Source organism: Pseudomonas sputi (genome assembly GCF_021603585.1).
GTDB lineage: Bacteria > Pseudomonadota > Gammaproteobacteria > Pseudomonadales > Pseudomonadaceae > Aquipseudomonas > Aquipseudomonas sputi.
In genome coordinates this window covers 100,101-115,432 of record NZ_BQHI01000010.1, presented here as the reverse complement: position 1 = coordinate 115,432, position 15,332 = coordinate 100,101, and the positions used below count along the sequence as shown (strand labels likewise).

Below are 15,332 nucleotides of genomic sequence, written 5' to 3'. Positions count from 1 at the left end.
ATTACTCCCCTTTGCCGCCGGCGGCTTTGTCAGCTGCCTGAGCGGGGGCCGGGTTTTTGTTGCCGACGTTGGTGGCTTCGGTCGGTTTGACCTCAACACCCGGTTTGACGAATTGCAGCCCTTCGGTGATCAGACGATCGCCGGCCTTCAGGCCGTCTTCGATCAGCCACTGGCTGCCGACAGTGCGGCTGGCCTTGAGCTGACGCAGTTCGACCTTGTTATCCGGGCCGACGACCAGTGCGGTCGGGGTGCCTTTGAGGTCGCGGGTCACGCCTTGCTGCGGTGCGAGGATCGCAGCGCTGTTCACGCCGGCCTGCAACTGGGCGTGGACGAACATGCCCGGCAACAGGGTGTGATCCGGGTTCGGGAACACGGCGCGCAGGGTCACGGAACCGGTGGTCTGATCAACCGACACTTCGGAGAATTCCAGCTTACCGTCGAGCTTGTACTGGCTGCCGTCTTCAAGGGTCAGCTTGACCGCAGCGGCGTTGTCGCCGGCCTTCTGCAGACGACCGCTTTCCAGTTCGCGACGCAGTTCCAGCAACTCGACCGAGGACTGGGTGACGTCGACGTAGATCGGGTCCAGTTGCTGGATCACGGCCATCGCGTCGGTCTGGCCGTTGCTGACCAGTGCGCCTTCGGTCACCGAAGAGCGGCCGATACGGCCGGAAATCGGTGCATAGACCTTGGTGTAGCGCACGTTGATCTGTGCGCTCTGCAACGACGCTTCCGACTGCAGGCGGTTGGCCACGGCAGTGTCGTATTCCTGACGGCTGACGGCCTGCTCGTCGACCAGTTGCTTGTAGCGGTCGGAGATCGACTTGGTCGAACGCAGGTTGGCTTCGGCGCTTTTCAGGGTCGCTTCATAGACCGACGGATCGATCTGATACAGCTGCTGGCCGGCTTTGACATCGCCGCCTTCCTTGAACAGACGCTTGAGAATGATGCCGTTGACCTGCGGACGAACCTCGGCAATGCGGAACGCACTGGTGCGCCCCGGCAGTTCGGAAGTCAGGGTAAAGGCTTGTGGTTGCAGGGTGACGACGCCGACCTGAGGAGGTGGTGCGGCGGGAGCCGCCTCTTCCTTTTTACATCCGCTGAGCAGCGATGCCAGGGCGACGGCAGTGACCAGAGCGGTAACAGCTGGCTTGAATTGCATGAAGATCCTCGGGTCAGGCGCGCGAAAAGCGCACAAGAAGTGTGGAAGGGTAAAAAAGGGTTATCGGGTGGATAAGTAGCTTGCTAAGGAATATACTTACGTTCATGGTTGTTTGTAAACACCTTGGCGTCGTATCCACCCTGTTACAAAAATCGTCGCAAGGTCTGAAATTGTAGGCCGGGGAGCCGATCCGCGAGAGATCAACCCTTTTTTATTCAGCGGATATTCAGCCATCCCTGAAACATCCTGTTTGAGGTTTTACTGCCATGGTCCGTCGTACCAAAGAGGAAGCTCAGGAAACGCGCAACCAGATTCTCGAAGCGGCCGAGAAAGCCTTCTATGAGCGGGGCGTGGCCCGCACGACGCTGTCGGACATTGCGACCCTGGCCGGAGTGACGCGCGGTGCCATCTACTGGCACTTCAGCAACAAGGCCGATCTGTTGCAAGCCATGCTCGATACCCTGCATGAGCCGCTGGACGAACTGGCCAAGGCCAGCGAAAGCGAGGACGAACCCGATCCGCTGGGTTGCATGCGCCAATTGCTGATTCATTTGTTTCATCAGGTTGCGCTGGACCCGAAGACCCGGCGTATCAACGAAATTCTGTTTCATAAGTGCGAGTTCACCGATGAAATGTGCGATCTGCGCCAGCAGCGCCGGACCGCCAGCCTCGATTGCAATGTGCGGATCGCGCTGACATTGGGTAACGCGGTCAATCGTGGGCAGTTGCCGGCGGACCTCGACACCGCCCGGGCAGCCATCAGCATTCACGCCTATATCGACGGCCTTCTTTATGGATGGCTCCTGGCGCCGGACAGCTTCGATCTGTACGCCGAGGCGGAGCGTTGGGTCGATACCGGGCTGGACATGCTGCGCTGGAGCCCCAGCCTGCGCAAATGAAACAAAATGGGTTATTGGATCAGTTTGTGTCAATGACGGAGGAGGGTGAAGATCCCTGTTCATTCGCCCCCGCTGCAATGGGATGCTTTTATATACCGCTGCGGCGCGGGTTGATATGTAGCGAGCTACGTATTTTGTAGGGATTTTGTGTCGAGCCTGTGAACGAATGTGAACGGTTCAGCCACCGGCGACCAATAAAAAGCCCCCGACTCTCGCGAGTCGGGGGCTTTTGTGTTTCTGCGGTGTGGCTTATAGCGTCGGGTAGTCGAGGTAGCCGACTGCGCCTTTGCCGTAGAAGGTTTCCGGGTGCGGTTCGTTCAGCGGCGCATCGGCCTTCAAACGGGCCGGGAGGTCCGGGTTGGCAATGAACGGGATGCCGAATGCCACCGCGTCAGCCTTGCCTTCGGCCAGCCAGGCGTTGGCGCTGTCCTTGGTGAAGCGCTCGTTGGCGATGTACGCGCCGCCGAAGGCTTCCTTCAGTTGTGGGCCGAGGCTGTCGGCACCTTCTTTCTCGCGGGAGCAGATGAAGGCGATGCCACGCTTGCCCAGTTCGCGAGCGACGTAGGTGAAGGTTTCGGCCAGGTTGTCGTCGCCCATGTCATGGGAGTCGGCGCGCGGTGCCAGGTGTACGCCGACACGACCGGCGCCCCAGACTTCGATCGCCGCGTCAGTGACTTCCAGCAGCAGGCGGGCACGGTTTTCCAGGGAGCCGCCGTAGTGGTCGGTGCGCTGGTTGGTGCTGCTTTGCAGGAACTGGTCGAGCAGGTAGCCGTTGGCGCCGTGGATTTCCACGCCGTCGAAACCGGCGGCCTTGGCGTTTTCTGCACCGACGCGGTAGGCGTCGACGATGTCGGCGATTTCAGCGGTTTCCAGGGCACGCGGGGTTGGATAATCGGCCAGCGGGCGAACCAGACTGACATGGCCTTTAGGCTGGATGGCGCTCGGTGCAACCGGTGTTTCGCCGTTCAGGTACGACGGGTGGGAGATCCGGCCGACGTGCCACAGTTGCAGGACGATCTTGCCGCCGGCGGCGTGAACGGCCTTGGTCACGTTGGTCCAGCCGCGCACCTGGTCGTTGGACCAGATACCCGGCGTGTCCGGGTAGCCGACGCCCATCGGGGTGACCGACGTGGCTTCGCTGAGGATCAGGCCGGCCGAGGCGCGTTGTACGTAGTACTCGGCCATCAGTGCGTTCGGCACGCGGCCCTCGTCGGCGCGGCAGCGGGTCAGCGGCGCCATGATGATGCGGTTGGACAGCTCAAGGTCGCCCAGTTTGATCGGATCGAAAATTGTTGCCATGAGATACAACCCTCGTGAGGTAAGTGAGTGAATCAGTTAGCGGTGGCCAGTTCGGGATTGCCGTTCTGGCGGAATGTGATCAGGGTCACCAGCAGGGCCAGGACCGCGAGTGCCGCAGCGGCGAGAGGCACGCTGGTCAGGCCGTAGCCGTGGGCGATGACGCTGCCGCCGACCCAGGCGCCGAGGGCGTTGCCGACGTTGAAGGCGCCGATGTTCAGGGTCGACACCAGGTTCGGTGCGGCCTGGCCGTAGGTCACAACGTTCACTTGCAGGGCCGGCACGGCGGCGAAACACGCGGTGGCCCAGAGGAACAGGGTGATTTCGGTGGGGATCAGCGCGATGCTGGTCCAGGTCAGGACAGTGGAGGTCACGGCCATCGCGATGAACACGCCGATCAGCGTCGCGGCCAGGCCCTTGTCGGCCAGTTTGCCGCCAATGATGTTGCCGACGGTCAGCCCCAGGCCGATGAGCATCAGGGTCCAGGTCACGCCACGGGGCGAGACACCGGTGACATCGCCCAGCAGCGGTGCGACGTAAGTGAAGAGGGTGAACACCGAGGCGGCGAACAGCGCGGTCATGCTCAGCGACAGCCAGATGCCGGCGCCCTTGAGCGCGGCCAGTTCGGCGCGCATGTCGAGCTTTTCTTCGTCACGCTTGGCCGGCAGGAAGCGGATCAGGCCGATCAGTGCAATCACACCGATCACGGTCACGGCCCAGAAGGTCGAGCGCCAGCCGGCTTCCTGACCGAGGGCGGTGCCCAGCGGCACGCCGAGCACGTTGGCCAGGGTCAGGCCGGTGAACATCAGGGCCACGGCCGAGGCGCGTTTGTTTGGCGCCACCAGATTCGCCGCGACCACCGAACCGATGCCGAAGAACGCACCGTGGCAGAGGGCGGTAACCACTCGGGCGAACATCAGCACGTTGTAATCAGTGGCGATGGCGCAGAGCAGGTTGCCGATAATGAAGATGCCCATCAGCGTTACCAGTGCAGCTTTGCGCGGCAATTTTGCAGTGGCCATTGCCATGAACGGTGCACCAATCGCCACGCCCAGGGCGTAGCCGGTCACCAGCCAGCCAGCACCAGGGATCGACACACCGAGGTCAGCCGCGACATTGGGCAGCAGGCCCATGATGACGAACTCGGTGGTGCCGATGGCGAAGGCGCTCAAGGCGAGTATGAGAAGCGAGAGGGGCATTGTCTGGTCCTTTTGGCTGGCTGACGTTAAGGGTCAGAGCTCTTTGCTGAGGGTGCTGAGGAACGCCTGGATCACGTCCTCGTTGCGTTTGAAAAAGTGCCACTGGCCGGCCTTCTGGCTGCTGATCAGCCCGGCCCGTTGCAGGGTGGCCAGGTGGGCGGAAACGGTTGATTGCGACAGGCCGCAGCGTTGATCGATCTGCCCGGCGCAGATGCCGTATTCGTGGTTGTGGATTTGTTCCGGAAACTGGGCCTTCGGGTCTTTCAGCCAGTTGAGGATGTCTCGCCGTACTGGATGTGCCAGGGCTTTTATTATTTCGTCGAGGTCAATGTTCATGGCTGGGTGCTCGTGATGTGTGTAGCGCTATATCGCGATGAGGCGAACTTTATATCGGTACTTCGCGATACACCAATATGAATTTGATCTGACGACCGCATAAATCGGTATATCGGGTTATAACGATATGTGAGGTGTAAACAAACGCGGGCGCGGTGCTAAGCTGCGCCCATGAACTATCTCGCACATTTACACCTGGGTGGACAGCGCCCCGGTCAACTGCTCGGCAGTCTGTATGGCGATTTCGTCAAAGGGCGGCTGCAAGGGCAGTTCGATCCGGAGATCGAAGCGGCGATTGCCCTGCATCGGCAAATCGACGTGTTCACCGATCGCCATCCGCTGGTGGATGCCTCGCTGGCGCGGTTCTCCACGACCCGCCGCCGTTACGCGGGCATCGTCCTCGACGTGTTTTTCGACCATTGTCTGGCCCGTGACTGGACGCTGTACGCCGACCGACCGCTGGGCCAATTCACCACCGACGTTTATCGCGTGCTGTCCAGCGAGCGGCAATTGCCCGAGCGCCTGGCAACGATCGCCCCGCACATGGTGGCCAATGACTGGTTGGGCTCGTATCAGCAATTCGAAGTGCTGGAGCAGGTGTTGCGCGGGATCTCCCGGCGCCTGACTCGGCCGGAAGAATTGGCGGGGGCGATGGAGGAATTGCGCCGGTTGTATGAGCCGTTGAGCGAGGACTTTCGTTTGTTCTACCCACAGCTGCAGGACTTTGCCGGCCGGCAGCTGTAGGCAGACGCCGTCGATCAGGCCGCGATCAGATCGCGGGCGTGTTGCGCTTCGACCGGTTTGAGCACATCGCCGAACAAGGCTTTCTGCACCGCCTGCTGCGCCTCGAACGCTAATGCAGCGCGTTCCCGGCCCAGGCAGGCAATCGGCTTGAGCAGATGGATTTCGACATCGCCGCAGTCGTTGCTGAACAGGCGCATCAGGTGCGACAGCAGATCATCGTCACCAATGAATGGCGCCAGCGAATCGATCTTGCCCTCGCGCAGATAACGGATCGCCACCGGTTGCAGCTTCACCTCGGAATCGATTGCCGCCGACAGCAGGCGACCATGAAAGGTACGCAGCGAACGGCCATCGGTGGTGGTGCCTTCCGGGAACATCAGCAGCGGATGATCGGTTTGCAGGTGACGGGTCATCTGTTTGCGGATCAACTGGCTGTCGCCCGAACCGCGACGGATGAACAGACTGCCGGCCTTCGCCGCCAGCCAGCCGGCCACCGGCCAGGTGCGCACTTCAGCCTTGGACAGAAACGACAACGGCGCCAGCATGCCCAGCAGCGGAATGTCGGTCCACGACACATGGTTGCTGACCCACAGCATCGGCTGTTTCGGCAGCTCACCGTGAACGGTCACGCGAAAGGGCAGGGCATTGCTCAGGCGCGCCATGAAGAACCGCGACCAGCGCTGCCGGCGCACCATCGAATGGGCCAGTCCCAGGCGCTCGAAAACCCCGAAGACACCGGCCATGCTCAGGCCCAGCGTCACCACCAGCAGCACTCGCGCGATCCGCGCGTACACCCGCAGCCGGCTCATCACACGGCCGCCTTGAAGTGCTTGGCGTAGCGCGGGCAGAGTTCTTCGCGCTTGAGCAGGATGAACACGTCGGCGACCTGGAAGTCTTCGTCCCAGCACGGCTCGCCGCAGATCTTCGCGCCCAGGCGCATGTAGGCCTTGAGCAGCGGTGGCATTTCGGCGATCACGTTCGACGGAATGTCGAGGCTCGGCAGCGGATTCTTCGGCTCGGCGCGCAGGTGTTCGGTGCACAGATAGCGTTCGCGCAGGCGCTGCATGATCGCGTGGGCCTGTACGCCGCCATCCTGCATCGGGATGCTCGCGCAGCCCATCAGGTAGCTGTAGCCGCCCTGGTTCAGGACTTCGGCCAGTTCGCCCCAGAGCACGGCGATGGTGCCGCCATTGCGGTAGGCCGGGTCGACGCAGGTGCGGCCGATTTCCAGGATCGGGCCTTGCAGATGCGCGAGGCCATGCAGGCTGAATTCTTCTTCGCTGTAGAACTTGCCCAGGCTGCTGGCGGCGGTGTGATCGAGCAGACGAGTGGTCGCCACCAGACGACCGGTGTTCAGGTCACGCACGCCGATGTGGCTGCAGTGAACATCATAGTCATCCATGTCCAGGCCCAGCTCCGCGCCGTTCAGCTTGGCGTTGAACTCGCCGCTGAACACGTTGAAGCGCAAGGCCTGGGCTTGCTGCAGGGCCTCGGCGCCGATCAGGCGTTCGGCTTGCAGGCGGCGTTCATTGCCGGTGTCGCTGATGCGGGCGATCTGAGTCATGTGAATCTCCGTACGGGCCTTGAACCCGTCATGGGTTGCAGCCGATCGACTTTCTTTATGCAGCCGTGTTGTGCAAAGTCAGGCTATGTAGCCCCGGTGTCATCGCCATGAATGTTTGGTGATGCTTATATGACAGCCCACGAGGAGCCTCTGATGACCTGGCCGACCCTGCTTGAATGCCGCGAACGCCTGCCCGCCGCTGCCGACCTGGCGGAGGGGTTCGCCACGTTGCTGCATCCACTGGGCAGCGTCACGCCGTTCGAACTGGCGGTGGCCGGCGGGCGGCGGATGGCGACGCCGGGGCTGGCGTTTCTGGTGGGGTATCAGGCGGCGCTGCGCATGCTCTGGCCGAGCGCGCCGCCGAGCCTCGGCGCGCTGTGTGCGACCGAGCAGCGCAGCCTGCGCCCGGCGGACATGCAGACCCGGCTTACGGATCTGCGCCTCACCGGGCAAAAGGATTTCGTCACCGCCGGCGATGCGGCGGACTGGCTGCTGATCGCCGCGCGCAGTGAACAACCCGGCGAATCACCGCGCCTGAGCCTGGCGGTGGTGTATCCCGGCGAACCCGGCGTGCGGGTGGAAAAACTCCCGGCGCTGCCGCTGATGCCGGACATCAGTCATGGCCGGCTGCATCTTGATGATGCGTTGTGTGAGCTGCTCGCCGGGGATGGTTGGGATGCCTACGTCAAACCGTTCCGCACCCTTGAAGACGTTTACGTGTTGAGCGCAATGACTGCATGGCTGTACGGCATCGGTCAGGACAGCGGCTGGCCGCAGCCGCTGCAATTGAGCTTGCTGGCGCTGTTGGCCGGTTGTGCGGAAGTCAGTCGCCAGCCGCCGAACAATCCTGCCGGGCATGTGTTGCTCGGCGGATTGTTTGCGCAGTTCGACGGGCTCAAAGCGGAAGTCGATCAGGCCTTGCGTGATGGCAATCCTGAGTGGGCGACGATGTGGCAGCGCGATCAGTCGGTCATGCAACTGGCGGCGGGTGCGCGGGCCAAACGACTGGCCAAGGCCTTGGCGGCTAGCCAAAACACATCTGTCATGAACCCCGGCTAGTCTTGTCAGGTTCATCCCCAGAGCCCTCACCATGTGCAAAGGCCTGTCCCTGTTTCTGCTGCTGCTCAGCTTCACGGTTCAGGCCGGACAATGGCCGGGCGAGCAATGGCCGACCGGCGTGAAAATCACCGGTCCCGCCGTCGAGGCACTGGCGGCCTATGCCTTCCCGGCCCGCGATGACAGCACCCGCAAAGGCATCCGCACCGACGCCTTGCTGGTGATCCGTGACGGTCAGGTCATCTACGAACGCTACGCCGGCGCGACCACCGCCGACACGCCGCACCTGACCTGGTCGATCAGCAAAAGCCTCATGGCCACGGTGCTCGGCGTGGCGTACAGCGAAGGCCTGTTCAAGCTCGATGACCCGGCCGCGAAATATTACCCGACGCTGGAAAAACACCCGGCCATCACGATCAAGGATCTGCTGCACTGGGCCTCGGGCATCGACTGGCAGGAAGACTACGAATACGCCCCGCTGAAATCCTCAGTGGTGGCGATGCTCTACACCCGTGGTCACCGCGACATGGCTGCATTCACCGCCGATCACGACAGTTACGCGCCAGCGGGCCAGGCGTTCCGCTATTCCAGCGGCGACAGCAATCTGTTGGCGGCGGCGCTGAAAACCATCGTCGGCCCGCAACGTTATCCGGACTATCCGTGGGCAGCGCTTTTCGATCCCTTGGGCATCCGCCATGCCACCTGGGAAACCGACGCCACAGGCACTTTCGTCGCGTCTTCTTACGCTTATATGAGCGCCCGGGATCTGGCGCGAATCGGCCTGCTGATGGAGCGGGACGGACGCTGGAACGACCGGCAATTGCTGCCCAAGGATTGGGTCGTCTTCAACCGCCAACCCTTCGCTGGCTACAAGGCCCGCCAGGACGAAGCCGTGCCCGGCGGCCACTGGTGGCTCAATCGCCCGGCAGACGGCGCACCCTCGCCATGGCCTGACGCACCGCCCGACACCTTCGCCGCCCTCGGTCACTGGGGCCAGGCGCTGTACGTGATCCCGAGCGAAAAACTGGTGATCGTGCGCTACGCCGATGACCGCGACGGCCGCTATCGCCACAACGAATTGCTCAAGCGCGTACTCGGGGCGGTGCGGCCATGAAACTGTTCAAACGCATCCTGCTGGTGCTGCTGGTCGTGCTGCTGGGCTGGGGCTGGCACGAGCGCGAAAACCTATGGGCCTTCCCCGACATCATCAGCGCCTACACCGCCAAGGAATATTGTTCGTGCCGCTACGTGATGAACAACGACGCCGAATATTGCCGGGGCTACGTGAAGCAGTGGCTGCCCAGTGAACTGACCGATGACCGCACACAAAAAATCGTCACCGCCAGCGGCCTGGGACGCAGCAACAGCGCCCAGTGGCAGGGCGAACGGCAGGGCTGTCGCCTGCAACCCTGATCCGGTTCCACCCTGTGGAACCACATTCGATTGTCCTCTCGCGTGTCTCGCGTTTATCTGGCGGTGAGCACGACCTGCCGTTCACGTGTCGTGAAACAACACCGAACAACAAGACCGGGAACACCCGCGCGAGGAGATCCGTCATGCCCCGACATCAGCACATTCTGGCCTGGCTCAACGACGTGGCCGGCGACCTGCACGCCACCCGACAGGACATTCATGCTCACCCTGAACTCGGTTTCGAGGAAAACCGCACCTCGGCGCTGGTCGCCCGTTCGCTCGAAGAGTGGGGCTATGAAGTCCACACCGGCATCGGCAAGACCGGCGTGGTCGGCGTGCTGCGCAATGGCAGCAGCACGCGCAGACTCGGGCTGCGGGCCGACATGGATGCGCTGCCGATCATCGAGAACACCGGCGTCGCTTACAGCAGTCGTCATGAAGGCTGCATGCACGCTTGCGGGCATGACGGGCACACCGCGATGCTGCTCGGCGCGGCGCGTTATCTGGCGGCGACCCGCCAGTTCGACGGCATCCTGACGCTGATTTTCCAGCCCGCTGAAGAGGGCCAGGGCGGCGCCGAGGCGATGCTCGCCGATGGCCTGCTCGAACGCTTCCCGTGTGATGCGCTGTTTGGCATGCACAACATGCCGGGCCTGCCGGCGGGGCATCTGGGCTTTCGCGAAGGGCCGATGATGGCTTCGCAGGACTTGCTCACGGTGACCCTCGAAGGCGTCGGCGGTCACGGCTCGATGCCGCATCTGGCGGTGGATCCGCTGGTCGCCGCAGCCAGTGTGGTGATGGCTTTGCAAACCGTGGTCGCCCGCAACATTGATGCGCAGCAGGCGGCGGTGGTGACAGTCGGTGCGTTGCAGGCCGGCGAGGCGGCGAACGTGATTCCGCAACAGGCGATCCTGCGCCTGAGCCTGCGTGCACTGAACGCCGAGGTCCGCGTTCAGACATTGGACCGCGTGCGCTCGATCATCGAGTCCCAGGCCGAAAGCTTCGGCTGCACCTCGACCATCGAACACCGTCCGGCCTATCCGGTGCTGGTCAACCACGCCGCCGAAACCGAGTTCGCCCGTCAGGTTGGCGTCGAACTGGTCGGCGCCGATGCCGTCGATGGCAACACTGCGAAACTGATGGGCAGCGAAGACTTCGCCTGGATGCTCCAGCGCTGCCCCGGCGCGTACCTGTTCATTGGTAACGGCGTGGCACAGCCGATGGTGCATAACCCGGCCTACGATTTTAACGATGACATTCTGCTGACCGGCGCGGCGTATTGGGGCGCGCTCACCGAGAGCTGGCTCGAGCCGGCCTGATTTCTTCACTTTTTGCTGCCGCTGGAACGCAGGTGCGCACGCGCCTGCGTGGTCAACCCACAGCTTCTGGAGAATCCCCATGCAGACTTCGAACGCAGGCGTTTCGCGCACCCGGCAAGTGGTTGCCGCCGTCATCGGCAACGCCCTGGAATGGTACGACTTCATCGTTTACGGCTTTCTGGCGAGCATCATCGCCCGGCAGTTTTTCCCGTCCGACGACGACTATGCCTCGCTGCTGATGGCGCTGGCGACCTTTGGCGTCGGCTTTTTCATGCGCCCGGTGGGCGGCATCCTGCTCGGCATCTACTCCGACCGCAAAGGGCGCAAGGCGGCGATGCAGATGATCATTCGCCTGATGACCGTGTCCATCGCCCTGATCGCGTTCGCGCCGAACTACGCCGCCATCGGCATGGGCGCGCCGTTGCTGATCGTGGTAGCGCGGATGCTTCAGGGTTTTGCCACGGGCGGTGAATACGCCAGCGCCACGGCGTTTCTGGTGGAGAGCGCGCCGGCCCATCGCAAGGGCCTGTACGGTTCGTGGCAACTGGTCGGTCAATGCCTGGCGGTGTTCAGCGGCGCGGCGATGGTGGCGCTGGTCACGCACCTGTTTTCCCCCGAGGCGCTGGACAGTTGGGGCTGGCGGATTCCGTTCGTGCTCGGCCTGTTGATCGGCCCGGTGGGCTTGTGGATTCGCAAGCACATGGAAGAACCGGAAGAATTTCTCGAAGCGCGCAAGAAAGCCAAAGGCGCAGCACCGGGCCTGTGGCAGGTGCTGCGCGAACATCGCCGCAGCCTGTTGGTGTCGATGGGCCTGGCGTGCGGGGCGACGGTGTCGTTCTACGTGGTGCTGGTGAACATGCCGACCTTCGCCCACAAGAACCTCGGCCTGCCGCTGGATCAAGTGCTGCTGGTGCAGATGCTTGCGGTGGGGCTGATGACCGTGGTGATTCCATTGTCCGGCGCGCTGTCGGATCGCCTCGGTCGGCGGCCGGTGCTGATGGCCTTCACCCTGGCGTTTTTCGTCATGGTTTATCCGTTGTATGTGTGGGTCGCGGCAGCGCCTTCGATCGAGCGCTTGCTGGTGATGCAACTGCTGCTGTGCGCGGCGATTGGCGGGTTCTTCGGCCCGGCGCCGACGGCGCTGGCCGAGCAGTTCCCGATTGAGGTGCGCTCTACCGGTGTGTCGGTGGCCTACAACGTGGCGGTGATGGTGTTCGGTGGTTTCGCGCCGCTGATCGTCACCTGGCTGAGCAAAGTTCTGAACACCCCGGTGGCGCCGTCGTTCTATGTGTTGTTCGCTTGCCTGCTGACCCTGCTCGGTACTTACTGTTTGCAGGAGGCACCGTGTGCGAAGAAATCCGTTGCGCTCAACCTGGGAGTGAAACCGTGAGTCCGTTAGCCATTGATCCGATTGTCGCCCTCGACGCCGATGCGCTGTCCCGGGTGATCCATGCCCGCAAGGTATCGTGCCGTGAGGTGATGCAGGCCTACCTGACGCACATCGATCGCTTCAATCCGGCGGTCAATGCACTGGTTTCGCTGCGCCCGCAAGACGTGCTGCTGCGCGAGGCCGATGAATGCGACCGGCAACTGGATCGCGGTGAGTCCCGGGGCTGGATGCACGGCATGCCCCAGGCGATCAAAGACCTGGCGGCCACCGCCGGGTTGCGCACGACCTTGGGTTCGCCGCTGTTCGCCGAGCAAGTGCCGCAGCACGATGCGATCAGTGTGGCGCGGGTTCGCGACGGCGGCGCGATCATCATCGGCAAGAGCAACGTCCCGGAGTTCGGCCTCGGTTCGCAGACCTACAACAGCGTGTTCGGCACCACCACCAACGCCTACGATCCGAGCCTGATCGCCGGCGGCAGCAGCGGCGGGGCAGCGGTGGCACTGGCCCTGCGCCTGCTGCCGGTGGCCGACGGCAGTGACATGATGGGCTCGCTACGCAACCCGGCGGCGTTCAACAACGTGTTCGGCTTCCGCCCGTCCCAGGGGCGCGTGCCTCACGGCCCGATGCCGGAAGTGTTCGTCCAGCAACTGGCCACCGAAGGGCCGATGGGGCGCACGGTCACCGACGTCGCGCGGTTGCTCTCGACCCAGGCCGGTTACGATCCGCGGGTGCCGCTATCACTGGCCGATGAACCACGGGACTTCGGCCTGGATCTGCAACAGGACTGCAGTGGCCTGCGCCTCGGCTGGCTTGGCGATTACAACGGCTATCTGCCGATGGACGACGGTGTGTTGAGTCTGTGCGAAGCGGCGCTGGCAGATTTCAGTGCGCTGGGCTGTCACGTTGAGGCCTGTCAGCCGGACTTTTCCATGGAACGCCTGTGGCAGACCTGGCTCACGCACCGGCATTTCCTCGTTCAGGGCAGCCTCGGCGCCGCGTATGCCGACCCGCAAAAACGCGCGCTGCTCAAACCCGAAGCGCAATGGGAAGTCGAGGGCGGTTTGCGTCTGACCGCTGCCGAGGTCTATCAGGCGTCGGTCGCGCGCAGCGAGTGGTATCGCGCGTTGAGCGAGTTGTTCGAGCGTTACGATTTCCTGCTGCTGCCCACCGCCCAGGTGTTCCCTTTTGATGCACAGCAAGCGTGGCCGCGAGTCGTCGGCGGGCAAACCATGGACACCTATCACCGCTGGATGGAAGTGGTGATCGGCCCGACCCTGGCGGGGTTGCCGAGCATCAGCGTGCCGGTCGGTTTCAACCCGGCCGGGCTGCCGATGGGCCTGCAAATCATCGGGCCGGCGCAGGCGGATCGGGCGGTGCTGCAACTGGCCTACGCCCATGAACAGCTGACCCGCTGGGTCGAACGGCGACCGCCGGCATGCCTGCAATCAGCCTGAGCGGCCCGCATCTTGCTGCACGAAGTGATCTTTCATCCGTATCCATGGAGGTCGAACACATGGGCAGCAAGGCAGACACCGGTAGCGTGCGCTCGGTCGAACGGGCGCTGGCCATCGTCGAGTTGCTCGGCGAGCATCAGGCGTTGGGGCTGGAAGAGCTGCACTACCTGACGACTCTGCCCAAAGCCACGGTGTCGCGGATGCTCGCGACCTTGCAGGAGCAGGGCTGGATCTATCGCGGCCTCAGCGACCGCCGCTACCGGTTGTGCGCCAGGCGACTGTTCGGTGATCGTCAGCAACGCTTCAAACGCCACCTGGTGGAAAGCGCCGCGCCGATGCTGCTGGAGCTGAGCGAGCGTACCGGGCTGGTGGCGGATCTGTCGTGCTTCGACGGCGAACGGGTTGAAGTGATGGAAAGTGCGATTCCGCAGGTCTTGCGCAAACGCTATCCGAACAACTGTCAGATCGTTGGCCATCACGCCAGCCTGTTTCATTCGGCGATGGGCCGCGCGTGCCTTGGCGAACTCGACAGCCAGGACGTGAAACGTCTGGCCGAGCGCGAACAGCTGGCGGATGACGGTGTATGGCAGGCCACCGAGCAAGCCTTGCATCAGGGTTTCGGCCAGCGCACCGAAGGTTATTGGGAATACCCGGTGCGCCTGCCGTTCCTGATTCGCGCGGTGGCGTTGCCGATTCGTGCGCAAGGGCGACTGGTCGGCAGCATGGCGCTGCACTGGCCGATGGATCAGGCGCCGGTGGAACGGGTGCTGAGCCTGCACCTCAACAGACTCGCATCGACCATCGGCGAGGTGCAGCAGGCATTGGCCTGAGTGTTTGCACAGACTGACAGTTTGCAATAACGCCACGGCCAGTTAAGGTTCGTGCAGGTTTATCGGCCCCACGAGTCTTCAATGTTCAACCGTTCTCTGTGCAACGCCTTCGCCGGCCTGCTGCTGGGCGCCGCTGCGCTGCCGGCCCAGGCCAACTGGTATCTGGACGGCGAGTCGTCGCGGCTGTCGTTCGTCAGTACAAAAAACGCCAATGTTTCTGAAGTGCAGCGCTTTCTGGTGCTGCACGGCAAGGTCGATCCCGATGGCCGCGCCGTGGTCGAAGTCGAGCTGGACTCGATCAACAGCGGCATCCCGCTGCGCGACGAGCGCATGCGCAAGGAGTTGTTCCAGATCGAGCAATTCCCCGAAGCGACCATCACCACGCAAATCGACCTGCGCCCGATCAACGATCTGGCCCCCGGCGCGCAGCTTGAGTTGCGCCTGCCGCTGACCGTCAACCTGCACGGCAAGCAGCACGAATACCCCGCCGAACTGCTCGCCACGCGCCTCGATGACCGACGCTTTCAGGTGGTGACCCTGGAGCCGCTGGTGATCAGTGCCGAGGATTTCGATCTGTTGCCGGGGCTGGAAAGCCTGCGCAACCTGGCCGGCCTGTCGGCCATCAGTCTGTCGGTGCCGGTGGGTGCGGTGCTGATTTTCACGGCGCGCTGAC

At 63.1% G+C, this 15,332-nt stretch carries 16 protein-coding genes; 10 read left to right on the top strand and 6 right to left on the bottom strand.

What is annotated here, in order from left to right:
- Position 1 precedes the first annotated feature (1 nt).
- Entirely contained in the window at positions 2-1,159 is a 1,158-nt protein-coding gene (emhA, locus tag L6D81_RS16305; protein WP_236181013.1) for an efflux RND transporter periplasmic adaptor subunit EmhA, read from the bottom strand.
- A gap of 266 nt (positions 1,160-1,425) precedes the next feature.
- Between emhA and L6D81_RS16300 the strand changes: the two genes are divergently transcribed.
- Complete coding sequence (locus L6D81_RS16300; RefSeq protein WP_236181011.1) at positions 1,426-2,058, top strand: TetR family transcriptional regulator; 633 nt, start codon at positions 1,426-1,428, stop codon at positions 2,056-2,058.
- A 249-nt stretch (positions 2,059-2,307) separates the two neighbouring features.
- Here the strand turns inward: L6D81_RS16300 and L6D81_RS16295 are convergent, their stop codons facing one another.
- From L6D81_RS16295 to L6D81_RS16285, 3 genes are read right to left on the bottom strand one after another with little or no spacing between them, the layout of a single operon-like run.
- Positions 2,308-3,357 carry an alkene reductase gene (locus tag L6D81_RS16295; RefSeq protein WP_236181009.1) on the bottom strand — a complete coding sequence of 350 codons (1,050 nt, stop codon included), beginning with the start codon at positions 3,355-3,357 and terminating at the stop codon, positions 2,308-2,310.
- 32 nt (positions 3,358-3,389) lie between these two features.
- Entirely contained in the window at positions 3,390-4,553 is a 1,164-nt protein-coding gene (locus L6D81_RS16290) for an MFS transporter (RefSeq protein ID WP_011332833.1), read from the bottom strand.
- 33 nt (positions 4,554-4,586) lie between these two features.
- A complete protein-coding gene (locus L6D81_RS16285; RefSeq protein WP_007957866.1) occupies positions 4,587-4,889 on the bottom strand; it encodes an ArsR/SmtB family transcription factor in 303 nt (100 codons plus the stop codon).
- A 171-nt stretch (positions 4,890-5,060) separates the two neighbouring features.
- On the opposite strand from L6D81_RS16285, the gene L6D81_RS16280 reads away from it, so the two are divergent.
- Positions 5,061-5,633, top strand: coding sequence for an acyl carrier protein phosphodiesterase (locus L6D81_RS16280; protein ID WP_236181006.1), 573 nt, complete (start codon positions 5,061-5,063; stop codon positions 5,631-5,633).
- Positions 5,634-5,647: 14 nt separating this feature from the next.
- Here L6D81_RS16280 and L6D81_RS16275 read toward each other — a convergent pair whose 3' ends face one another.
- Together L6D81_RS16275 and olsB are read right to left on the bottom strand one after the other, a co-directional pair.
- A complete protein-coding gene (locus tag L6D81_RS16275) occupies positions 5,648-6,442 on the bottom strand; it encodes a lysophospholipid acyltransferase family protein (protein WP_236181004.1) in 795 nt (264 codons plus the stop codon).
- Positions 6,442-7,197, bottom strand: coding sequence for an L-ornithine N(alpha)-acyltransferase (gene olsB / locus L6D81_RS16270; protein WP_236181002.1), 756 nt, complete (start codon positions 7,195-7,197; stop codon positions 6,442-6,444). The genes L6D81_RS16275 and olsB overlap by 1 nt, the downstream gene beginning before the upstream one ends.
- Positions 7,198-7,350: 153 nt before the next feature.
- Between olsB and L6D81_RS16265 the strand changes: the two genes are divergently transcribed.
- The 8 genes from L6D81_RS16265 to L6D81_RS16230 all read left to right on the top strand — a co-directional run bounded on the left by L6D81_RS16265 (position 7,351) and on the right by L6D81_RS16230 (position 15,331).
- A complete protein-coding gene (locus L6D81_RS16265) occupies positions 7,351-8,256 on the top strand; it encodes an acyl-CoA dehydrogenase family protein (RefSeq protein ID WP_236181000.1) in 906 nt (301 codons plus the stop codon).
- A gap of 31 nt (positions 8,257-8,287) precedes the next feature.
- On the top strand, positions 8,288-9,367 hold the full coding sequence (locus tag L6D81_RS16260) for a serine hydrolase domain-containing protein (RefSeq protein ID WP_236180998.1): 1,080 nt from the start codon (positions 8,288-8,290) through the stop codon (positions 9,365-9,367).
- Positions 9,364-9,666, top strand: coding sequence for an amidase (locus L6D81_RS16255; protein WP_236180996.1), 303 nt, complete (start codon positions 9,364-9,366; stop codon positions 9,664-9,666). The genes L6D81_RS16260 and L6D81_RS16255 overlap by 4 nt, the downstream gene beginning before the upstream one ends.
- Positions 9,667-9,809: 143 nt before the next feature.
- On the top strand, positions 9,810-10,985 hold the full coding sequence (locus tag L6D81_RS16250) for a M20 aminoacylase family protein (RefSeq protein WP_236180995.1): 1,176 nt from the start codon (positions 9,810-9,812) through the stop codon (positions 10,983-10,985).
- 79 nt (positions 10,986-11,064) lie between these two features.
- Positions 11,065-12,375 carry a citrate-proton symporter gene (locus L6D81_RS16245; protein WP_236180993.1) on the top strand — a complete coding sequence of 437 codons (1,311 nt, stop codon included), beginning with the start codon at positions 11,065-11,067 and terminating at the stop codon, positions 12,373-12,375.
- Positions 12,372-13,829, top strand: a complete 1,458-nt coding sequence (locus L6D81_RS16240) for an amidase (RefSeq protein WP_236180991.1) — start codon at positions 12,372-12,374, stop codon at positions 13,827-13,829. Before L6D81_RS16245 ends, L6D81_RS16240 begins: the two co-directional genes overlap by 4 nt.
- A 59-nt stretch (positions 13,830-13,888) precedes the next feature.
- Positions 13,889-14,659: an IclR family transcriptional regulator gene (locus tag L6D81_RS16235; RefSeq protein WP_236180989.1), complete on the top strand. Its 771-nt coding sequence runs from the start codon at positions 13,889-13,891 to the stop codon at positions 14,657-14,659.
- Between the two features lie 81 nt (positions 14,660-14,740).
- The gene (locus L6D81_RS16230) at positions 14,741-15,331 is read left to right on the top strand and encodes a YceI family protein (RefSeq protein ID WP_236180988.1); all 591 of its coding nucleotides are present in this window, start codon (positions 14,741-14,743) and stop codon (positions 15,329-15,331) included.
- Position 15,332 lies beyond the last annotated feature (1 nt).